The 20,984-nt window shown below is 70.2% G+C and carries 19 protein-coding genes and 3 pseudogenes; 13 read left to right on the forward strand and 9 right to left on the reverse strand.

What is annotated here, in order from left to right; all coding sequences use genetic code 11:
- Positions 1-90 precede the first annotated feature (90 nt).
- Positions 91-954 (reverse strand): NAD(P)-dependent oxidoreductase, encoded by an 864-nt coding sequence (locus ACIRR9_RS22270; RefSeq protein ID WP_403754455.1) that lies wholly within the window; start codon positions 952-954, stop codon positions 91-93.
- Between the two features lie 176 nt (positions 955-1,130).
- On the opposite strand from ACIRR9_RS22270, the gene ACIRR9_RS22275 reads away from it, so the two are divergent.
- The 5 genes from ACIRR9_RS22275 to ACIRR9_RS22295 all read left to right on the forward strand — a co-directional run bounded on the left by ACIRR9_RS22275 (position 1,131) and on the right by ACIRR9_RS22295 (position 5,312).
- Entirely contained in the window at positions 1,131-1,526 is a 396-nt protein-coding gene (locus tag ACIRR9_RS22275) for a carboxymuconolactone decarboxylase family protein (RefSeq protein ID WP_403754458.1), read from the forward strand.
- Between the two features lie 623 nt (positions 1,527-2,149).
- Complete coding sequence (locus ACIRR9_RS22280) at positions 2,150-2,521, forward strand: hypothetical protein (protein ID WP_403754461.1); 372 nt, start codon at positions 2,150-2,152, stop codon at positions 2,519-2,521.
- A 442-nt stretch (positions 2,522-2,963) separates the two neighbouring features.
- On the forward strand, positions 2,964-3,389 hold the full coding sequence (locus ACIRR9_RS22285; RefSeq protein WP_403754464.1) for a hypothetical protein: 426 nt from the start codon (positions 2,964-2,966) through the stop codon (positions 3,387-3,389).
- A gap of 121 nt (positions 3,390-3,510) precedes the next feature.
- Positions 3,511-4,665, forward strand: a complete 1,155-nt coding sequence (locus tag ACIRR9_RS22290; protein WP_403754467.1) for a histidine kinase — start codon at positions 3,511-3,513, stop codon at positions 4,663-4,665.
- Positions 4,653-5,312: a response regulator gene (locus tag ACIRR9_RS22295; protein ID WP_403754470.1), complete on the forward strand. Its 660-nt coding sequence runs from the start codon at positions 4,653-4,655 to the stop codon at positions 5,310-5,312. Before ACIRR9_RS22290 ends, ACIRR9_RS22295 begins: the two co-directional genes overlap by 13 nt.
- A 4-nt stretch (positions 5,313-5,316) precedes the next feature.
- On the opposite strand, the gene ACIRR9_RS22300 is transcribed toward ACIRR9_RS22295, so the two are convergent.
- The 3 genes and pseudogenes from ACIRR9_RS22300 to ACIRR9_RS22310 form a co-directional block, all read right to left on the reverse strand.
- A complete protein-coding gene (locus ACIRR9_RS22300) occupies positions 5,317-6,267 on the reverse strand; it encodes an SGNH/GDSL hydrolase family protein (protein ID WP_403754473.1) in 951 nt (316 codons plus the stop codon).
- Between the two features lie 394 nt (positions 6,268-6,661).
- On the reverse strand, positions 6,662-8,902 hold the full coding sequence (locus ACIRR9_RS22305) for an MMPL family transporter (RefSeq protein ID WP_403754476.1): 2,241 nt from the start codon (positions 8,900-8,902) through the stop codon (positions 6,662-6,664).
- Between the two features lie 216 nt (positions 8,903-9,118).
- A pseudogene (locus tag ACIRR9_RS22310) lies at positions 9,119-9,313 on the reverse strand (response regulator transcription factor); the annotation flags it as partial.
- A 354-nt stretch (positions 9,314-9,667) separates the two neighbouring features.
- Here ACIRR9_RS22310 and ACIRR9_RS22315 point away from each other — a divergent pair.
- Entirely contained in the window at positions 9,668-10,084 is a 417-nt protein-coding gene (locus ACIRR9_RS22315) for a hypothetical protein (protein ID WP_403754479.1), read from the forward strand.
- A gap of 424 nt (positions 10,085-10,508) precedes the next feature.
- A pseudogene (locus ACIRR9_RS22320) lies at positions 10,509-10,720 on the forward strand (IS5/IS1182 family transposase); the annotation flags it as partial.
- A 66-nt stretch (positions 10,721-10,786) separates the two neighbouring features.
- Here the strand turns inward: ACIRR9_RS22320 and ACIRR9_RS22325 are convergent.
- From ACIRR9_RS22325 to ACIRR9_RS22345, 5 genes and pseudogenes are all read right to left on the reverse strand, one after another.
- The gene (locus ACIRR9_RS22325) at positions 10,787-11,980 is read right to left on the reverse strand and encodes an extracellular solute-binding protein (RefSeq protein ID WP_403754482.1); all 1,194 of its coding nucleotides are present in this window, start codon (positions 11,978-11,980) and stop codon (positions 10,787-10,789) included.
- 91 nt (positions 11,981-12,071) lie between these two features.
- Entirely contained in the window at positions 12,072-12,398 is a 327-nt protein-coding gene (locus ACIRR9_RS22330) for a sensor histidine kinase (RefSeq protein WP_403755032.1), read from the reverse strand.
- Entirely contained in the window at positions 12,379-12,810 is a 432-nt protein-coding gene (locus ACIRR9_RS22335; RefSeq protein WP_403754485.1) for a histidine kinase dimerization/phospho-acceptor domain-containing protein, read from the reverse strand. Before ACIRR9_RS22335 ends, ACIRR9_RS22330 begins: the two co-directional genes overlap by 20 nt.
- Positions 12,800-13,204 (reverse strand): annotated as a pseudogene (locus ACIRR9_RS22340) (response regulator transcription factor); the annotation flags it as partial. The pseudogene ACIRR9_RS22340 and the gene ACIRR9_RS22335, both read right to left, overlap by 11 nt.
- 187 nt (positions 13,205-13,391) lie before the next feature.
- A complete protein-coding gene (locus tag ACIRR9_RS22345; RefSeq protein WP_403754488.1) occupies positions 13,392-14,831 on the reverse strand; it encodes a gamma-aminobutyraldehyde dehydrogenase in 1,440 nt (479 codons plus the stop codon).
- 165 nt (positions 14,832-14,996) lie between these two features.
- On the opposite strand from ACIRR9_RS22345, the gene ACIRR9_RS22350 reads away from it, so the two are divergent.
- The 6 genes from ACIRR9_RS22350 to ACIRR9_RS22375 all read left to right on the forward strand — a co-directional run bounded on the left by ACIRR9_RS22350 (position 14,997) and on the right by ACIRR9_RS22375 (position 20,919).
- Positions 14,997-15,518, forward strand: coding sequence for an Lrp/AsnC family transcriptional regulator (locus ACIRR9_RS22350; protein ID WP_365338300.1), 522 nt, complete (start codon positions 14,997-14,999; stop codon positions 15,516-15,518).
- A 2-nt stretch (positions 15,519-15,520) separates the two neighbouring features.
- Positions 15,521-16,885 (forward strand): aspartate aminotransferase family protein, encoded by a 1,365-nt coding sequence (locus ACIRR9_RS22355; RefSeq protein WP_365338302.1) that lies wholly within the window; start codon positions 15,521-15,523, stop codon positions 16,883-16,885.
- A 249-nt stretch (positions 16,886-17,134) separates the two neighbouring features.
- Positions 17,135-17,875 (forward strand): ABC transporter ATP-binding protein, encoded by a 741-nt coding sequence (locus tag ACIRR9_RS22360; RefSeq protein WP_403754491.1) that lies wholly within the window; start codon positions 17,135-17,137, stop codon positions 17,873-17,875.
- Positions 17,857-19,245 carry a hypothetical protein gene (locus tag ACIRR9_RS22365; RefSeq protein ID WP_403754494.1) on the forward strand — a complete coding sequence of 463 codons (1,389 nt, stop codon included), beginning with the start codon at positions 17,857-17,859 and terminating at the stop codon, positions 19,243-19,245. The genes ACIRR9_RS22360 and ACIRR9_RS22365 overlap by 19 nt, the downstream gene beginning before the upstream one ends.
- A 95-nt stretch (positions 19,246-19,340) precedes the next feature.
- On the forward strand, positions 19,341-19,748 hold the full coding sequence (locus ACIRR9_RS22370) for a VOC family protein (RefSeq protein WP_365338308.1): 408 nt from the start codon (positions 19,341-19,343) through the stop codon (positions 19,746-19,748).
- A gap of 16 nt (positions 19,749-19,764) precedes the next feature.
- Positions 19,765-20,919 carry an LOG family protein gene (locus tag ACIRR9_RS22375; protein WP_403754501.1) on the forward strand — a complete coding sequence of 385 codons (1,155 nt, stop codon included), beginning with the start codon at positions 19,765-19,767 and terminating at the stop codon, positions 20,917-20,919.
- The last annotated feature ends 65 nt before the right edge of the window (positions 20,920-20,984 follow it).

Genomic DNA, 20,984 nt, shown 5'->3' on the forward strand with positions numbered 1-20,984 from the left:
AACTTCGCCCGAGCACGGTTCACTTCATGTGCGTCCACGCCTCCAGCATGCCCCCGAACAGTGCCGCGAGACAGACCTAACGGAGTCCTACTAGACGGAGCCTTCGTAGTCGCCTTCGAGTATGGCGGACATCCGGGGCCGTACCGTGTCGACGACGGGAGTGGCGAGGCCGATCTCCCGCCCCAGCTCCTGGGCCGCGGCCAGATCCTTCTGTGCGAGGGCGTCGATGTAGGCGGCCTGACGGCGGATGACGCCCTCCGCGTCGAGATGGTCCCGGAGGAGGAACAGCGGGGAGGTGCCGCCCGTGACGGCCTTGTCCAGCACCTCGATCAGCCGCTCGGGATCGACGCCGGCCCGGACGGCCATGCTCGTCGCCTCGCGTACGACCGCCCAGCTCGCGTACGTCACGACATTGCGGGCGATCTTGGTCACCATCCCGGAGCCGACCGGACCGCAGTGCACGACGGCCTTGGAGAAGGCGTCCAGTACGGGCCGCACCCGGTCGACGACCTCGGCGGGACCGCCGATCATCGAGACGAGCTTGCCGTCACCCGCCTGTGTCACACCGGCGTCCAGCAGCGTCGCCCCGTGCTCGGCGCACAGCGCGGCGAACTCCCGCACGGCCGAGAGCGCCACCGTGGACAACAACAGGACGACGAGTCCCCGCCGGCCGGCGCCGAGCAGTCCGTGCTCGCCCGCGAGGACCTCCCGGACCTGCTTCGCGTCGACCACCGAGATCAGTACGACGTCACTGGCACGCGCCACGTCCGCAGGGGACCCAAGGGGCGCGGCCACGCCGGTCAGTCCGTCCGCGGCGTCGTGCCGGATGTCGTAGACCGTCAACGGCAGGCCCGCGGCGGCGATGTTCCGAGCCACACCACCGCCGATCATGCCCAGGCCGATCACACCCGCGGTGACGGTGTCCCCTTGTGCCGCATCCGATGGGGCCCTCAACTTCGCCCTCCTTCGCCTGTGGTGGAGGGCACGGTAGCCAGATCGGGCCGGTGGCAGGATCGGCTGTCCCTGTCAGCGAGACACCTACTGGGGCGCGGCCGCGACCCTCGGCTAGCTTCCGGTGCGTCGGCCCCTGTGGAGCAGACCGGGGCCCGGGAACCGGAGGTGAGGGTCGGATGGCGAGGGACAAGGACGACCGCTGGAACCGTGGCAGGGAAGTCATGGACGACGTGTACGGGGAGGGTTTCTCCGCCACGTACTACCCGGTCGAGCGCCCGCAGCCCTACCACAGGGAGACGGTGGAGCACCTCTTCGGCGATGTCTGGTCGCGCCCCGGACTCCCGGTCCGGGACCGGAGGCTGCTGGTGATCGGCGCGACCGCCGCGCTGGGGCGGGCCGACCTCGTCCGCATCCAGGCCCTCGGCGCACTGCGCAACGGCGAACTGACCCCCGGCGAACTGCGCGAGGGTGTCCTGCAACTCGCGTATTACACGGGCTGGGGCAACGCGACCGCCGTCGACCGGGGCATCGAGGACGCCATCGCCGATCACGAGAAGCAAGAAGCCGAGTAGACGGACACCAACCCCGGAACCGCCCACCCGGGCCACGCCCTTGCTGATTCTCACCGGTGCGGGCCCCGTTCCAGCAGCTCTGTACTGCAGGGGCACCGCCATGGCATGCCCACCTCTTGGGGCAAGCCGTCGACGAACTCTCCGGTGGAGACAGCTACACCAAGGACCTGGGAGCCCGCTCTCTCGTGGCGACGGCCCGGTGACGCGATCGTAGTCGGCAGAGACACCGACTCATCCCGCGCCGTACGAGCCCGAGAGGACGCCCTCATGGCCGCGACCACCCGACCTGGACGCCGTATCGCCCTCTTCGCCACCAAGGACGTGTCCCACTCACCGGGGACGCGGGCCGAGAAGCTGAAAGACGTCTGCACCTCCTGACGCCCACGTCCCAGCTCTGGTGGAACCCGCCACATCACCTCCGCGCGGCGGAGGCCTGTCGCCGCGAAGAAGAGGTACGCGAGCCCGTGAACGAGAACAGGCGTTCAGGGACGTCCCACACCGAGAGGGACACCTGCGCCGAAGTCATTCCGCTCTACGAACGGCTACCCGAGAAGCGATCTTCGGGTAGGCGAGTCACCCCAGCCCCCGGTCGAGCAGGGAGCCGACGGATCGGCCGGATCGACGTGATCGGCCGGATCGGCTGGCTCCTGATCGCGTTCGGCGTCTGTCTGGTGCCCTGGTTGATCCTCATCGCCATCGAGCTGCCGGCCGGCTCGGCCGCAGCGCACTGGCGGGTGACCTGGGCCGGCATCGACGCCCTGGAGGCAGGCGGCCTGATCACCCTGGGCACGCTTCTGGTCCGCGGCCACAGGCCACACGCCGTGCTGGCCTCTGCCACCGCCACACTGCTCATGATGGACGCCTGGCTGGACATCACCACGGCCTCCGGCGGAGGTGAGCTCTCGGCCGCCCTTGTGCTGGCGCTCTGCGCGGAGTTGCCGGTAGCGGCACTCTGCGCCCGGCTGGCGATCCAGGAACAACGACGCTGGTCGTAGGACCCGCCCGGACGCACCCGCCGGCTCAAGCGATCGGACAACTCGACTCGTCGATGCCAAGACGAGCGCCCCCTCCTCGGCCTTGCGTGAGGCCAGGTCCACCGTGCATCTGCCGCGCCATCAGCGCGAGGAGGCGGCTGCCGAGGGGAACAGCACATCGCCGCCGAAGGCGAGCCCGGACCGCTCGGCTCGGGCGTGGACCCCCACGGCGTACCGCATCGTGCAGGAGGCGCCCACCAGGGGACGGCCTCATGGGGATGCGCGAGCAGCCGGCACGTACGACACCACGTCGTCCCATGGTGTAGCTGGCTACACCTCGCTTTCGGGAGTGCGGTCCCTCGTGACGACGTGCGGATCACGGAATCGTTGATGGCAGAGCGAAAGGGGCTCCCTTCGCCACCCATCTGATCCTCACCCTCACCCTCACTCGAAGGAAACCCGCGTGAACTCGGTCCTCGCCAAGGTGAAGTCGTTCTTCGTCAACCTGTTCCTCTGGTCGTTCTTCGTCGTGGGCCTCGGCCTGAGCGGCGCGGCCAAGCAGGTCTTCGACGACACCGCACAGCAGAACCTCGCCACGTACGGCGGTGGAATCGTTGCTCTCATCGCGGGCTCGCAGATCGCGAAGAAGCCGAGGATAAAGGCCTTCCTGGGGCGTCCGGGCACGCTGTGGTTCCTGTTCCTGTTCAACGGCGCCACGGCCGCTGTCATGTACTTCGCCATGAGCGGCGTGGACCGCTACATCGGCTCCGGCATGATGGGGCTGGTCTCCCTGGGCGCGCTCGGCGGCCTCGTCTCCGGCAAGCTGAACAAGAACAAGGCGCCGCATGTGGCCACTCACCGCGCGGACCCCGACGGCCCCTGGACCTGAAGGCCTCAGGCAACCGCGCAGGGTGTGCTGCCGGACCACACCGTCGTGGTGTAGCCGGCTACACCACGACGGTGTGGTCTGCTCCCTCGGACGTCGATGTCCGATCGCTTAGCGTGGCGATATGGGTAAGTCTCTGCGGCAGGCCGTGCGCGCCACGGTCCATCTGTTTCTGGCCGCTGTCATGACCTTCGGCCTGTACATCTTCATCACCGTGCTGATCATCACGGCCGTCGGGACGATCATGGTGGCCGGGGCCTGGCTCCTGCCCGAGACCGTGTTGGTGATCCGTCGGATCGCCGGAGCGAAGCGGCAGATGACGGCCAGGTGGACAGGCCGGGAGATCCCCGAGGCGTACCAGGCCATCGAGGGGCCGTTGCGGGAGCGCCTGCGCATCGCGGTCCGCGACCCCGGCACCCTCCTCGACCTGCGCTGGATGTTCGCCTCGTACGTGTACGGCGCCCTGGTGATCCCGGCGCTGCCCCTGTGGCCCGTGGCTCTGGTCGTGGACGGCGTGTGGAGCGGTCTGCTGCGCCGGTCGCCGGCCGTCCTGCCGTTGATCACGAAGATCGCCGATCTGGAAGCCCGTTGGTCGACCGCTCTGCTCAGGCCGTCTCCCAAGGCGTTGCTGGCCGCCCGGGTCCAAGCCCTGGCGGCCACGCGCGCGGACGCCATCGCCGCGCACGAGGCCGAGCTGCGACGTATCGAGCGTGATCTCCACGACGGCGCCCAGGCCCGGCTCGTGGCACTGTCCATGAGGATCGGGCTGGCGCAGCGTGCGTACGACCGGGATCCGGAAGGTGCCCGCACCTTGATGGCCGAGGCACAGAACCAGGTTCAGGAGGCCCTCACCGAGCTGCGGCAAGTGGTGCGGGGCATCCATCCCCCGATCCTCACGGACCGCGGCCTCGTGGGCGCCGTCAGGGCGTTGGCGGCGAGCAGCGGCCTGGACGTGTCCGTGGAGGTGAAGGGCGGCCTGGAGGAGGGACCTCGGCCGCCGGCCGCCGTCGAGGCCGCCGCGTACTTCGCCGTCGCCGAGGCGCTCACCAACGCCGCCAAGTACGGCGGCGGCCGTCGGGCCGACGTGCGGCTGGAGCGGCTCCGCACCGGCCTGCGTGCCGTCGTCCGGGATGACGGTGACGGCGGTGCCGACGAGAATGAGGGCACGGGCCTGCTGGGCATCCGCCGCAGGGTAGCCGCGCTCGACGGTGACGTGCAGATGTCCAGCCCCGCAGGGGGACCGACCGTGATCGAGGTGCAGCTGCCGTGCGTGTGGTGATCGCCGAGGACAACGCCCTGCTCAGGGAGGGGCTGGTCCTGCTGTTGAGGTCGGCCGGACATGAGGTGGTGGCCGTGGTCGGGAGCGGCCCGGAGGTCCTGCCCGCGCTGCTGCGGCACCGTCCGGACGTGGCGGTGCTGGACGTGCGGATGCCCCCCGGCTTCCGGGACGAGGGACTGCGTGCGGCCCTGGAGGCCCGGCAGAACATCCCCGGCCTGCCGGTGCTCGTGCTCTCGCAGTACGTCGAGGAGTCGTACGCCTCTGAGCTCCTCGGGGGCGGTGTGAGCGGCGTCGGTTACCTGCTCAAGGATCGGGTGGGCCGGGTGGACGAGTTCCTGGAGGCACTGGAACGCGTGGCCCGGGGCGGCACCGCCCTCGACCCGGAGGTGGTCTCCGAACTCCTCACCCGCCGCCGAGACACACCGATCGACACGCTGACGGCGCGCGAGCGCGAAGTGCTGCAGCTCATGGCCGAAGGCCACGACAACGCCACCATCGCCAAGAGCCTCGTCATCACGGAACGCTCGGTCAGCAAGCACATCGGCAACGTGTTCCTCAAGCTGCACCTGCCGCCCAGCGACAGCGGGCACCGCAGGGTGCTCGCCGTGCTGGCCTACCTCAACAGCCCTTGTCGGAAGTCTTCCTGACGGGTCATCGGAGCGTTCGCAGAACGGCGTCGGCCATGCCCCGCTCGCCACGCGCGTTGGGATGGACGGCCGCCGCCGCGCTGCTGGGCAGGAGCGGTTCGATCCACCGGGTGTCCTCACCCGAACAGGCGTCGTGCCCCTTCGAGGGCCCGTATGTGTCCACGTACACCGCTCCCGCTTCTTCGGCTCGCTCGCGCAGTTCGGTGTTGAGCCGCTGCTCCTTCTCGCGCAGATACGCCGTGTCCCCCGGAGCGAGGGACATGTCCCGTCGGCAGGCGGAGCTGTCGGCGGACAGGATGTCCGGGTAGCCGACGACGTAGACACTGGCCTTGGGAGCACGGTGCTCGATCTCACCCAGTGCGTCGGCCAGCCGGGTGCCCGCGGCATCGATCTTCCGCTCGACCTGGTCTTCGCCGCCGTCGCCGGTGCCGGTGTAGAGGCGCTCGCAGGGCGAGTCGTCGGAGATGTACTTGCCGCTGCCGAGGGCGTGGTATATCGCCCCCATGGCGACGCAGCGTTCGATGATCGCCCCGAAGCCGATGTCGTTGCCGCCGATGCCGAGGCTGACCAGGCGGGTCTTCGCCGACAGAGCCGTGAGCTGGGCGGGGTTCGTGCCGTCGTCGGTGTGCTGAGGTGCGGTGAGGTCGGCGACGGTCGCCCCGGTGCAGCTCATGTCACTGAAGTCCCCTGCCTTGATGCCGAGTCGGCCGGCGACCAAGGACGGGTAGTTGTGGTCGGAGCGGGCGCATCCCGCCGGAGTGCCGTGCCGGCCCGGAATGTTCGGGCCGGCGGTGTACGAGTCGCCCAGCGCCACGTACGGGCCCTTCGTCCAGGTCACCGAGGCGGCGGGCCTGTCGTCGTGGCCGACGTCGTGCGTGACGCCGACGGCGGCGGCCAGGGCGCCGACGGCGACAAGGACTCCGGCGGCGACGATACGCAGGTCGGGTGTTGTCACAGTGTGCTGCCTTCCGGTTCGGGCATGACCGCGAGGTGCGGATACGGGGGGCGGCCGACTGCCGGGGGCCGCGGTGCCGGAGCGGTGTGCACCGGACGCCGCTCCGCCGGACGGCGGTCGGCACTGTCCTGATACGGGGAAGCGTTTCCGTCCTGTGCGGCGGTCGTGGGGCACGGATCGGGCAACGGAGCGGGCGGGTTCCGGAGGGTGCTGTGCGCGCAAGGCCCGCGGGCCCGGCGGCGAGCCGGGGGAAGGCTCAGGCCGCCGGGCCCGGGTCCGCGCCGTACCACCGTCCCCACGGGTTCGGCGCGGCGGGGCCGCCACCGCTCAGGGCGGCCCCGGTCAGCGGGCGGACGGATCGGGAGAACGTCCGCCGTAGCAGGTGAGCTGATGCTCAGCCGAGGAGAACCGGCTCGCTGACGGGCGGCTCCTCCCGACTCACCTGCGCGGGGGCCGGCACCTTGGTGCTGAGCTTCTCGCCCTCGACGTCGATGTCCGGCAGGAGCCGGTCGAGCCGGCGCGGCAGGTACCAGGCCTTGTCGCCGAGCAGGGACAGCACGGCCGGCACGATCAGCATCCGGACGACGAAGGCGTCGAAGAGGACGGCGATCGCCAGTCCGAAGCCGATCATCTTGATCATCGACTCGTCGGCTCCGATGAATCCGGAGAACACCGCGATCATGATGAGCGCGGCGGCCACCACCACGCGTGCGCTGTAGCGGAACCCGGAGACCACCGCCGACTTGGCCGTGTCGCCGTGGACGTAGGACTCACGCACCCGCGAGACGAGGAACACCTCGTAGTCCATGGCCAGTCCGAAGACTATGCCGACCAGGAAGATCGGCATCATGCTCATGATCGGGCCGGTGGACTCCACCCCCAGCAGGTCGGCGCCATGCCCCTCCTGGAAGACCAGGACGACCGCGCCCAGGGCCGCCAGCACGGAGAGCAGGAAGCCGAGGGCGGCCTTGAGCGGCACGAGCAGAGAGCGGAAGACCAGGAGCAGCAGGACGATCGCCAGGCCGACCACCACCGCGAGATAGGGGATCAGAGAACTCTGGACCTTCTCGGCGACGTCGATGTTGAGCGCCGTCGTTCCGGTGACCTCGAAGGTCGCGCCGTCGGTCCTGGCCTCGATACCGGTGCGTCCGTCCCGGATGGTGGTGACGAGGTCCTGGGTCTTCTTGTCGGTGGGGCTGGTGGCGGGCGTGGCGGAGAAGACCGCCGTGTCACCGGCCTGGTTGAAGCGGGCGGGCGACACGGAGACGACACCGTCGGTGGCGGCGATGTCCTTCTCGATCGTCCGTACGGCGGCCTTCGCCTCCTTGGCGCCTCCGGTGCCCTTGGCGTCCACGACGATGGTCAGCGGACCGTTGAAGCCGGGGCCGAAGCCGTTGGCGAGGTCGTCGTAGGCGCGCCGCTCGGTGGTGGACGTCGGCTTCGACTCGTCGCCGGGCATGCCCAGTTGGAGGTTCATGGCCGGGACGGCGACCGCGCCGAGGCCCACGACGCCCAGCAGCAGTACGGGGAGCGGGTGCCGCACGACGGTCCGCGCCCAGCGCGAGCCGCCGTTGTCGCTCTTGCGCTGCTTGCGCCGGTAGCGCTTGGAGTTCCTGCGCGCCCCGCGCTCCAGCACGGCGTCGGGCCAGAACCCGAGCAGGGCGGGAACGAGGGTGAGGCAGACGAGGACGGCCAGGAGCACCCCACCCGCGGCGGCCAGTCCCATCTTGGTGAGCATCGGGATGCCGACCACGGAGAGCCCGGCGAGGGCGATGACGACGGTCAGGCCGGCGAAGACGACCGCGGAGCCCGCCGTACCGGCGGCGAGACCGGCCGCCGTCCTCGGGTCGTGTCCCTTGGCCCGCTCCTCGCGGTACCGCGAGACGACGAACAGGGCGTAGTCGATGCCGCAGGCCAGGCCCAGCATGGTCGCCAGCGTGCCGGTGCTTTCCGACAGACCGAAGGTGCTGCTCAGCGCGGTGATCCCGGTCATGCTGATCCCGACACCGAGGATCGCGGTCAGCAACGGCAGCCCGGCCGCTGCCAGCGATCCGAAGGTGATCAGCAGGACGACCGCGGCGACGGCGATACCGACGGCCTCGGATGCGCCGCCGGCCGCGGGCTGCACGGCGAGCGCGTCCCCGCCGGCCTCCACGGTCAGACCCGCGTGCCGGGCCTGGCCGATGGCCTTCTGCAGGTGCGCCTTGCTCGCGTCGGTGAGGTCACTGGCCTTGGCCTTGAAGGAGACGGTCGCGTACGCCGTGGTCGCGTCCTTGCTGACGGCCTTGGCCTGGAAGGGATCGACGGCGGCGGCAACCTGTGACCCGTCGGCGGCCTCGTGGACCAGTCGCTCGACCGCCTTCTTGTTCTGGGTCGCGGTGATCTTCTCACCGCTGGGTGCCACGAACACGATCCGCGCGTTCGCCCCGTCCGCGGCCGTGCCCGGGAAACGGTGCTCAAGCAGATCGAACGCCTTCTGCGACTCGATGCCGGGCATCGTGAAACCCTCGTCGGCAGCCGCGGGCGCCTTGGCCGCGGCGAAACCGACGACGCCGAGGACCGCCACCCAGAACAGGGCGACGAACCAACGCCACCGGAAGGCCACACGGCCCAGGTGATAAAGGACAGTTGCCATGGCGAGGAGAGCCTCCACATCAGCGGTACGGGATCGTCGAGAAATCGTCGAGAAGAGGGACGAGCCGCCTCTGCCGCGTGATGTCGGCACCGGTCAGGGACCGTGGGAGGCGCGTTTCCCTGATCTCCACCATCCCGTGGGCCGGCCTGGTGGCACGATGGACCACACTCCCCAGTCGTGGTGTAGCGGGCTACACCATCGCTGCGCGAACCACTGTCACAGCCTTGCGAGGACCCGAGGACCCGAAGCGCCGGTCGGACGGGCCGGCCCGCTCTGGTAGGCGATGACGACGAGCTGAGTGCGGTCGCGGGCGTTGAGTTTGGTCATGGCGCGGTGGATATGGGTGCGGACGGTCAGGGGGCCGAGGAAGAGTTCGCCGGCGATCTCGGCATTGGACTTGCCCTGTGCCGAGCAGCACCACCCGGAGCAGGGCGACGTACCAGCGTCGTCGACAGGCCGTACGGCCTACGCGGTAGAGGAAAACGGTCACGGAGCAGATCTCCACATCCGGATCGGGAACTCGTCCATGCTCCGAAGCGGAGGCCCTCAGGCGTCGTCGTGCGACTGCCGACAGCCCCTGCTGAGATCGCCGAACGCGCCTACTGCATCCGCAGTGCTGCGGAGCCGTGGTCGTCGTGGGTGGTGTAGCGGGCTACACCTCGCTTCGGGGAGTGAGGTCTGTGGTTGCGGGGGCCGCCGGGCCGGATCGTGGAGTGCAGGGCAGGAAAGCCCGGCACGCAACGATCCGCCCGGAAGGAATCCGCCATGGCCGCCTCGACCACCATCGCCACCACTACTGCCACCGTCACCACTACTGCCACCGTCACCGCCAGGAGGTTCGCCCTGGACGTGATGCTGTGGACGTCGTTCGTGTGCGGTCTGGGCGCGAGCCTGGGGGCCGGAGCCTTTCTCGACGGGACGGGCAAGAACATCGTCACCTACGGCGGTTCCGCCCTCGCTCTGCTGGCCGGCTCGCGGATCTCCCGCAAGCCCCGCATCAAGGCGTTCCTGTCGACCGCCCCCGTGCTGTGGTTCCTGTTCCTGTTCAACGGCGGCGTCGCCGCCTACTGCGCCCTCGCCCTCGACGGCATCGACGGGACCGTCGCGGCCACGGCCATGGGCCTGGTCTCACTCGGCGCCGCCGGCGGCCTGGTCAACCGCCGCCGCCTCGCCCAGCACTGACCCACCCCACCACACCCACCAGGGAGTTTTGTTCCGTGCCCCGCACCATGAAGTCCGTCGAGACCGGTTCCGTCGGGACGATCAAGGCCGTGGACATCGATCGTCCCGTCCCCGGCCCGAAGGACGCGCTGGTCCGTAACCCGTCCCGGCGAAGGCTGCCGGAGCGTCGGCGAGCAGGACGAAAGCGGACAACGCGGCTGCGGCTCTCACTCGGGGTAAACCTGGTGGACGAGAGTGGCAGTCACGCCGGACGCGCTGCGTCGTACAGGCGCAGGCGCAGAACTACGACGTTCGTGGCATGGACACTGCGGCAGACGCAGACTGCACGGACAACATCTGCACGATGCGCTCACCCCCGGTCTGTGGTGCAGCAACGGCCGGTTGACCGAGACGTCGGGAACGCCCGCAGGGCGAAGGACATCGTCGGCGAGGGGACCGCCTCCGCAGGCCCGGCAAGCTGCACGGGGACAAGGGATACGACTACCGGCACCTGCGACGCCGCCCGTCCACCCGCGGCATCCGGCACCGCCTCGCCCGCAAGGGCATCGGGTCATCCGGACGCCCGGGCCGGCCGCCGCTGGGTCGTGGAACGGCCCAACGTCGTGGCTGTCCGGCTGCCGACGCCTCCACCGCCGGCTCACCGACTGAAATGACGTCCAAGTGCCAACCAAAAACCCTGGCCACAAGCGCACGGCCCCGGACCTACAGCCCCACGATCTTGTTCCAGCGCTTCGCGAAGTCCACGCGTTCGTTCGACGTGATGTCCCGGGCGACGGCGAGGCGCCTGCGCATCTCGGTGTTCGGGAAGATCAGCGGGTTGTCGGCGAGGGCCGCGGTGTCCTTGTCCTTGGAGGCGGCGAGGACCTGCTGGGCCGCCGGGACGGGGCAGACGTAGTTGACCCAGGCGGCCAGTTCGGCGGCGACCTCCGGCTCGTAGTAGTAGTCGATGAGCCGTTCCGCGTTGGCCTTGTGGGCGGCGCGGTCCGGGATCATCAGCGAGTCGGACCACAGCTCCGCGCCCTCCTCTGGGACGACGAAGCGGATGTCGGGGTTGTCGGCCTGCAGCTGGATGACGTCGCCTGAGTAGGCCTGGCAGGCCAGGACATCGCCGCTGACCAGGTCCTTCGTGTAGTCGTTGCCGGTGAAGCGGCGGATCTGGCCCCGGTCGACCTGCTGCTGCACCTCGTCGCAGACGGCGTAGAAGTCGTCGGCCGTCCACTTGGTGATGTCCACGCCGTTGCCCTGCATCAGCAGCGCGAACGCCTCGTCGAGGCCGGAGAGCAGGGTCACCCGGCCCTTGAGGTCGCTCGCCCACAGGTCCTTGACGTGCCGGATCTCGCGGCCCAGCTTCCTGCGGTTGTACGCGATGCCGGTGATGCCCGACTGCCACGGCACCGTGTACAGGCGGCCCGGGTCGAAGGCGGGCGAGCGGAGCAGCGGGTCCAGGTACTTCGCGACGTTCGGCTGATGGGCCCGGTCCATCTTCTGGACCCAGCCCAGGCGCACGAACCGGGCGCACATCCAGTCGCTTATGACGATGATGTCCCGGCCGGTGGACTGGTGGTTCATCAGCGCGGGGCTGATCTTGCCGAAGAACTCGTCGTTGTCGTTGATCTCCTCGATGTAGTCGACGGAGATCCCGGTGCGCTTCTCGAAGGCGTCGAGGGTGGGCCGCTTGTTCGGGTTGTTGTCGTCCACGTCGATGTACAGCGGCCAGTTCGCGAAGACCAGCCTGTGGTCCTTGGCGGACAGGTCGGTCACGCCGCGGTCGCCGGCCTTGACGTAGGCCGCGGGCACCCCGCAGCCCGCCAGGGCGCCCAGCGCGGCGGTGCCGCCGAGCGCGCGCAGCAGGGAGCGACGGGAGAGCGCGGGCGTTCGAGGAGGATTCTGGGGCACCCCAGCAGCATGCCGCCGATGCCGGTGATCGGACAATCGACGCTGCGTCGAGCACCCCGACGCGGACCGGACACCTTGTCGATGACCCAAGTCAACACCAGGTTACAACGGCGGTCACCGGCGGTAGGGCCAGCTCGACGGTGAGTCCTCCCGTGGGGTGCGTGTGCGCCCGTACCCGGCCGCCGTGGGCGGCGACGACCGCCGCCGCGATGGACATCCCGAGGCCGAGACCGTCCCGTTTCCGCACTCGGTCCTCCGTGCCGAGCCGCCGGAACGGCTGGAACAGCTCCGCCGCCCGGTCCGCCGGGATCACCGGCCCGCTGTCGGCGATCCGCAGCCCGGACCGCCCGGCCTCGTCCGTCCCCGTCCGGACCCGGCCCCAGCCGCGCTCCGGAAGCTTATGGCGTACGGCGGTTATGGCGTACGGCGTTGTCGGCGAGGTTCACCACCAGCCGCTCCAGCAACTGCGGATCCCCGAGCACCGGCGCCGGATCGAGCCGCGCCGTCACCCGCGGCCCGGACGGCAGCCGCTCCTTCGCCACCTCCGCCAGATCCACCAACTCCCGCCGCTCAGGTCCGCGCTGACTGCGCGCCAGCGTCAACAGCGCTTCGATCAGCCGCTCCTGCTCCTGTCCGGCCGCCCGTAACCGGACCAGTGCGGCGCGCAGTACGTCGGCGGAGGCGTCCGGGTCGGCAAGGGTGACATCGACGACGGCCTGCTGGAGGGTGAGCGGGGTGCGCAGTTCATGGGAGGCGTTGGCCACGAACCGCTTCTGCGCCTCGAACGCCCCCTCCAGCCGCCCCAGCAGATCGTCGAAGGTGTCCGCCATCGCCCACCGTCTCGATCAGCGGCGGCTCCCCCAGCTTGCGTCGCAGTCTGCTGACGGTCACCTTCACGGTCTGGCTGAAGGGGTCCGCGGCCTCGTCCCAGGCCCGTTCGAGGGGTTCCTCGGCGGACACCACGGCGCCCTGCGCGGCGAGCAGCAACTCGAGGACGGCGAACTCTTCGGGGGAGAGGAACAGTTGGGACCCGGCGCGGGTCGCGTCCCGGAGCGCCGGATCGAGCCGCAGCTCCCCGCGCACCAGCACAGGCGGCAACGCGGGCTGCGCGCGGCGCCCCAACGCCCGTATCCGTGCGACGAGTTCGGCGAACGCGAACGGCTTGGGCAGATAGTCGTCGGCGCCGAGTCCGAGCCCCGCGACCCGGTCGGCGACCGTCCCCGACCTGCGGACGTCCACGGGCACGGACGAGGGCCCGAGCCTGACGACTTCGCAGGGCTGACAAAAGGCCGCTGCCCGGGGTGACTTGTCACCCCGGGCAGCGCAGACGCCCCGGCAGGGGCGCGGGGCCGTGTCGATTTGCGGCTCCGCCGCGTGGGCGCGACCAGCCCCCACGCACCCGCAGCCGAAATCAGCCCTCCAGCGACGTCATCACGTGCTTGATCCGCGTGTAGTCCTCGAACCCGTACCCCGACAGGTCCTTGCCGTAGCCCGACTTCTTGAACCCGCCGTGCGGCATCTCCGCGACCAGCGGAATGTGCGTGTTGATCCACACGCACCCGAAGTCCAGCCGCTTGGACATCCGCATCGCGCGCCCGTGGTCCTTCGTCCACACCGAGGACGCCAGCGCGTACTCGACGCCGTTGGCCCACTCCACGGCCTGGTCCTCGTCGGAGAAGGACTGGACGGTGATGACGGGTCCGAAGACCTCGTTCTGGATGATCTCGTCGTCCTGCTTGAGGCCGGAGACGACGGTGGGCGCGTAGAAGTAGCCCTTGTCGCCGACCCGCTGACCGCCGGCCTCGACCTTGGCGTGGGCGGGCAGCCGCTCGATGAAGCCGGAGACCTGCTTGAGCTGGTTGGGGTTGTTCAACGGCCCGTACAGCACGTCCTCGTCGTCCGGCCGGCCCGTCTTCGTCTCGGCCGCGGCCTTCGCGAGCGCGGCCACGAACTCGTCGTGGATGGACTCCTGGACGAGGACCCGGGTGGCGGCCGTACAGTCCTGGCCGGCGTTGAAGAAGCCCGCGACGGAGATGTCCTCGACGGCCTTGGCGATGTCCGTGTCCTCGAAGACGACGACCGGAGCCTTGCCGCCCAGCTCCAGGTGGACGCGCTTGACGTCCTTGGACGCGGACTCGGCGACCTGGATGCCGGCGCGTACCGAGCCGGTGATGGAGGCCATCGCAGGGGTCGGGTGCTCGACCATCAGACGGCCGGTCTCGCGGTCACCCGTGACGACGTTGAAGACACCCTTCGGCAGGATCCCGCCGAGGATCTCCGCGATCAGGACCGTCGAGGCCGGGGTCGTGTCGGACGGCTTCAGCACGACCGTGTTGCCCGCCGCGATCGCCGGGGCGAACTTCCACACGGCCATCATCATCGGGTAGTTCCACGGCGCGACCTGTGCGCAGACGCCGACCGGCTCACGGCGGATGATCGAGGTCATCCCCTCCATGTACTCGCCGGCCGAGCGGCCCTCCAGCATCCGGGCCGCACCGGCGAAGAACCGGATCTGGTCCACCATCGGCGGGATCTCCTCGGAGCGGGTGAGCCCGGTCGGCTTGCCCGTGTTCTCCACCTCCGCCGCGATCAGTTCCTCGGCCCGCTCCTCGAACGCGTCGGCGATCTTCAGCAGGGCCTTCTGCCGCTCGGACGGGGTGGTGTCCCGCCAGCCCGGGAAGGCCGCGGCGGCGGCCGCCATCGCGGCGTCGACGTCCGCCTCGCCGGACAGCGGCGCGGTCGCGTACGCCTCGCCGGTCGCGGGGTTGACCACCTCGGTGGTCCGTCCGTCGGCGGCGTCCCGGAACTCACCGTCGATGTAGTTGCGCAGGCGACGCAGCTCGGTGCTCACTGCCGGCCCTCCAAGTTCGGGTGTCCAATCACTGAGACACCCACAGTAATCCGAGATCCCACGTTTTCAACACCCCCACGCCCGCCGAGTCTGCGAAATCCGCAATCCTCGACACCGTAAACAACGAATTTCATCGCTATGGCCTTGCGGAACCGTCGAGACGTCGTGCACAGTGAGGTCGTGGCCAGTCGAAGCGCAGACCAGAGGGACTCGTCCCGCGAGTCCAGGAACGGCAACAGTCCCCAGCTGGACGCCGTCTCCCTCGCCATCATTCAGCAGCTCCAGGAGGACGGCCGTCGGCCGTACGCCGCGATCGGCAAGGCCGTCGGCCTGTCGGAGGCGGCCGTGCGCCAGCGCGTCCAGAAGCTGCTGGACCAGGGCGTCATGCAGATCGTCGCCGTCACGGACCCGCTCACCGTGGGCTTCCGCCGGCAGGCGATGGTCGGCATCAACGTCGAGGGCGATGTCGAGTCCATCGCGGACGCGCTGAGCGCCATGTCGGAAGTCGAGTACGTGGTGATGACCGCGGGCTCGTTCGACATCCTCGCGGAGATCGTCTGCGAGGACGACGACCACCTGCTGGACGTCATCAACAAACGCATCCGGGCGCTGCCCGGCGTGCGCTCCACCGAAAGCTTCGTTTATCTGAAGCTGAAGAAGCAGACCTACATGTGGGGAACCCGATAACCGTGACCCAGAAGGACCTCAGCCGCACCGCGTACGACCACCTGTGGATGCACTTCACCCGCATGTCCTCGTACGAGAACTCGCCCGTCCCGACCATCGTCCGGGGCGAGGGCACCTACATCTACGACGACAAGGGCAAGCGCTACCTCGACGGTCTCGCCGGTCTGTTCGTGGTCCAGGCCGGTCACGGCCGCACGGAACTCGCCGAGACCGCCTTCAAGCAGGCCCAGGAGCTGGCGTTCTTCCCGGTGTGGTCGTACGCCCACCCGAAGGCCGTCGAGCTCGCGGAGCGGCTGGCCGACTACGCGCCGGGCGACCTGAACAAGGTCTTCTTCACCACCGGCGGCGGCGAGGCCGTCGAGACCGCCTGGAAGCTGGCCAAGCAGTACTTCAAGCTGCAGGGCAAGCCGACCAAGTACAAGGTCATCTCCCGCGCGGTCGCCTACCACGGCACCCCGCAGGGCGCCCTGTCCATCACCGGCCTGCCGGGCCTGAAGGCCCCCTTCGAGCCGCTGGTCCCCGGCGCCCACAAGGTGCCGAACACCAACATCTACCGCGCCCCGCTCTTCGGCGACGACCCGGAGGCCTTCGGCCGCTGGGCCGCCGACCAGATCGAGCAGGAGATCCTCTTCGAGGGCGCGGACACGGTCGCGGCCGTCTTCCTGGAGCCGGTGCAGAACGCGGGCGGCTGCTTCCCGCCCCCGCCCGGCTACTTCCAGCGGGTCCGCGAGATCTGCGACAAGTACGACGTGCTGCTCGTCTCCGACGAGGTCATCTGCGCCTTCGGCCGCCTGGGCACGATGTTCGCCTGTGACAAGTTCGGCTACGTCCCGGACATGATCACCTGCGCCAAGGGCATGACGTCCGGCTACTCGCCCATCGGCGCCTGCATCGTCTCGGACAAGATCGCCGAGCCGTTCTACAAGGGCGACAACACCTTCCTGCACGGCTACACCTTCGGCGGCCACCCGGTGTCGGCGGCGGTGGGTCTCGCCAACCTCGACCTGTTCGAGCGCGAGAACCTGAACCAGCACGTCCTCGACAACGAGGGTGCCTTCCTCTCCACCCTGCAGAAGCTGCACGACCTGCCGATCGTCGGCGACGTCCGCGGCAACGGCTTCTTCTACGGCATCGAGCTGGTCAAGGACAAGAACACCAAGGAGTCCTTCGACGCCGACGAGACCGAGCGCGTCCTGTACGGCTTCCTCTCCAAGGCCCTGTTCGAGAACGGCCTGTACTGCCGTGCCGACGACCGCGGCGACCCGGTCGTCCAGCTCGCCCCGCCGCTGATCTCCAACCAGGAGACCTTCGACGAGATCGAGCAGATCCTGCGCGCCACGCTGACGGAGGCCTGGACGAAGCTCTGAGCCTCGTGTCTCTGAGCCTCGTGTCTCTGAGCCTCGTGTCTCTGAGCCCCTCCGAGTACCTCTGATCAGCTGATCAACACCGGCCCCGGTGCCGTCCGTTCGAGTGAGAACGGCGGCCCGGGGCCGTGTGCTGTCCGGGCTCCGCCCGCCGACCTGCCTAGCGTGCACGTGACCGATCGCCCCACCTTTCGTTCCCCCGGACGAGGGATCGGGATGCGGGAAAACGGATCAGAACCGAGGTGTACGCCCATGGAGGCCCCGCCGGACAACGACGTGCTGTGGGCACGCTCCCTGCACTTCTGTCACCCGGACGGCTCGCCCGGTGTCGCCGGGGTCTCGCTCGGTGTGCGGGAGGGCGAGATCCTCGCCGTCGGCGGCCCGCGCGGCAGCGGCAAGACCACGCTGCTGAGGTGCCTCGCAGGTCTGGTCCCGGCGCAACACGGCGAGGTCTGGTTCAACAGCACGGCCGTGCACCGGATGGGCCCGGTCGACCGGGAAAGGCTGCGCCGCGACCGCTTCGGCTGGATCGACCCGGCCCCCGTGCTCGTCCCCGAGCTGAACGTCTGGGAGAACACCGCCCTCCCCCTCATGCTGCGGGGTGTCGGCCGCCGCCGGGCCAAAGTGGCCGCGCTGGAGTGGCTGGAGCGTCTCGACGTCGGCGACAAGGCCCGCAGACGCCCGGTCGAACTCCGGCAGGCCGAACGCCAGCGCGTCGCCATCGCCCGCGCCATCGCCCCCTCCCCCACGGTCCTCTTCGCCGACGAGCCGACGGCCCCGCTGCACCGCGCCGAGCGCGCGCAGGTGCTCCGCACCCTGACCACGGCGGCCCGCTCGCACGGGATCACGGTCGTTCTCGCCACGCACGACGCGGAGACGGCGGCCCTCGCCGACCGCAGGGTCTCCCTCCTCGACGGCCGCCGGGTGAACACGGTCCACCTGCCGCCGGTTTCCGAAGCGGAAGGCCGGGCCGAGTGCTCGCTCTCCGTCTGACCCGCGTCGCCCACCCGGCCGTCCAGCTGCGCCGCCTCCTGGTGGCCACGGCGGCCGCCGGCACGGGCTTCCTCCTGCTGTCCGCCCTCGGCTACGCGATGGCCCACCCGCAGAACCCGGCGGGCGCACTCCTGCGGCTGTCCTGGTGCGCGATCCCGCTCGCCGCCACCGTGCACCTCGCGGTCGCCGTCGCCCGCACCGACCCCGGCACCAAGCCCCGCCCCGGCCTCTCCGCCCTGGGCCTGGGCCCGGCCCGCCTGATGGCCGTCGCCGCGCTGCACACCGCCCTGGCCTGCACCCTGGGCTCCGTGCTGGCCCTCCTGGTCTTCCTGCACCTGCGGGACGACCTGAACGGCATGGCCTTCGACGGCGCGGCGAAGGACTTCCTGGCGGCGGACCAGCCCCTGCCCCTGCCGGCGGCCCTGACCCTGCTGGGGGTGCTCCCGGTCCTCGCGTCCACGGCGGTGGCGCTGACCCTCCGCCCACGGGACCTGCTCCACCCCGACGGCCACCGCCGCTCCTACGGCCGTTTCGGCGCGTACGGCACGACGGCGAAGCAGGAGACCTTCGGCACGTACGGCCGCTTCGGAGCCCGGCGGTTCCGGCTGCCGGCCGAGCCCCCCACCCTCCCCACGGGCATCCGCCCCGCGGACACCGCGCAGCCGGTGGCAACGGCTGACGGCGACACCCAGGCACCCCCGGACCAGGTACCCGCCCCCTCGTCGCCCTCCGCACCCCCCGCACCTCCCGAACCTCCCGCATCCCCCGCCGGGCTCCCCTGGGGCGTCGCCGTCCTGGCCGCGGGCCTCGCCGTCGAGTCGTACGCGAGCGTCACCGACACCACCCCCCGCACCGCCCTGCCCGGCGGCCTCGCCGTGGGTGCCGTCGGCGTCCTGGCCGGCTGGGCCCTCACCGCCCTCGGTCTGGTCCTCGCCGCCCCCGGCCTCACCCACCTCTGCGGCCGCCTCCTGCAGACGGCCCGCCCCGGCGCCCTCCGCCTTCTCGCCGGCCGTGTCCTGATGGCGGAGGCCACCCGGATCGGCCGCCCCCTCGGCGTCGTCTGCGCGGTCGCGTCCGCGGCCTTCGCGACCACCACGCTCTCCGACTACGACGGCAGCGCACCGGCCTTCGGCCCGCTCACCGCCCTCGGCGGCCTCGTGGTCGCCGGCTGCACCGTCGCCACCCTCCTCACCGCCGCCGTGGAGGCCCGCCAGTCCCGCGCGGACACCACCGAGGCCCTGCTCCGCATGGGCGCCCCGGCCGCGGCGCTGCGCAACGCCGCGGCCCTGCGCACCGGCGCCCTGCTGGCGTTCTTCGTCCCCTTCACCCTGCTGATCGCGGACCTCGCCGCACTGCCGCTCGCCCGCTGAAAAGCCGTACGAAAAAAATCCGGAACCGGCGATGACTTCCGCCGCGCCCCCCGGTCTGTCCCCCCGAACGGCACGACACCCGAGGGAGAGACCCCATGTACCAGCAGATGATCTTCGTGAACCTGGCCACCGACGACGTCGCCGCGTCCCGGAAGTTCTTCACCGAGCTCGGTTACTCGATCAACCCGCAGTTCAGCAACGACGACTGCTCCTGTGTCGTGATCAGCGACACGATCATCGCGATGCTGCTGAGCAAGCAGCGCTACGCCGACTTCACGAAGAAGGAGATCGCCGATTCCAGGAAGACCAGCGAGGTGCTGATCTGCCTGAGCGCGGAGAGCCGCGAGAAGGTCGACGAACTGGTGGAGAAGGCGGTCGCGGCCGGCGGCACCGCGAACGACGACGTCCAGGACCAGGGCTTCATGTACGGCCGTTCCTTCGAGGACCTCGACGGCCACTCCTGGGAGGTCGTGTGGATGGACCCGGCGGCGGTCCAGGGCTGACACCTAGAGTGGGCGGGTGTATCCGACACCCGCCCAGCCGCACCCCGCCCAGCCGCGGTCCGCGCAGCCCAACCGTGCCGCCCGCGACCGTGAGATCGAGTCCCTCGCCGAGTTCGACGAGGTCGTCGCCGCGCAGGGCACGCTCGCCCAGTACCGCGTGCAGGCGGTCGATCTGACGGACCGTACGGACGTCCTGCTCACCACCGACACCACGGGCGCGGTCTTCCTCGGCTGCCCGATGACGGCCGAGGCCGCCGCCCGGGTCGGCGCCTCGGGCGCCCTGGTGTTCCCGCCCGTGCCTGACCTCCCCTTCGACCCGTACCGCGCCTTCGCCTACACACCCGCCGAGTTGTTCGACTCGCTCGGCGAGGGCTACGCGGCGACCCCGGACGCCCGCTCGTACGCCTGGTTCCAGCGGACGAAGGCGGACGGCGACATATTCGCGTCGATGCTCCGCTCGATCCACGACGACGCGGTCTCCGACGCACTCGACGAAATCCTCGCCGGTGCCCGGGTGGTGGGTGTGATGGGCGGCCACGCGATGGCGCGCGGCACGGAGGAGTACGCCGGTGCCGCCCGGCTCGGCCGGGACCTCGCGCGGGCCGGCTTCACGGTGGCGACCGGCGGCGGCCCGGGCGCGATGGAGGCGGCGAACCTCGGCGCGTACGCGGCACCCTTCGACGACGGCATGCTGGAGGAGGCGTGCCGGCTCCTCGCCAAGGCCCCGTCGTTCCGGCCGTCGGTGACCGACTGGGCGCGGGCCGCCTTCGAGGTCCGCGAACGCTGGCCGGACGGCGGTCGCTCGGTCGGCATCCCCACCTGGTTCTACGGCCATGAGCCGCCGAACGCCTTCGCCGCGCACATCGCGAAGTACTTCGCCAACGCCACCCGCGAGGACGGTCTGCTGGCCCGCTCCAACGCCGGTGTGGTGTTCCTGCCGGGCGCGGCCGGGACCGTTCAGGAGATCTTCGACAACGCGACTCCCAACTACTACGAGTCGCGGGGCGAACCGACCCCGATGGTGCTCGTGAACCGGGCGCACTGGACCGAACGGCTACCGGCCTGGCCGCTGTTGACCGCGCTCGCTCGGGAGCGGTCGATGGCGTCCCGTATCGCCCTGGTTGACCGGATCGACCAGGCTTCCGCGGCGGTGAAACGTCTCAGCGCTTAACGAGCGGGTAAAGTCAACGCCCGTGGACCGCATATGCATTGACACTACTTATGGAGCGCTTATAG

The organism is Streptomyces sp. NPDC101234, assembly GCF_044767525.1.
GTDB lineage: Bacteria > Actinomycetota > Actinomycetes > Streptomycetales > Streptomycetaceae > Streptomyces > Streptomyces sasae.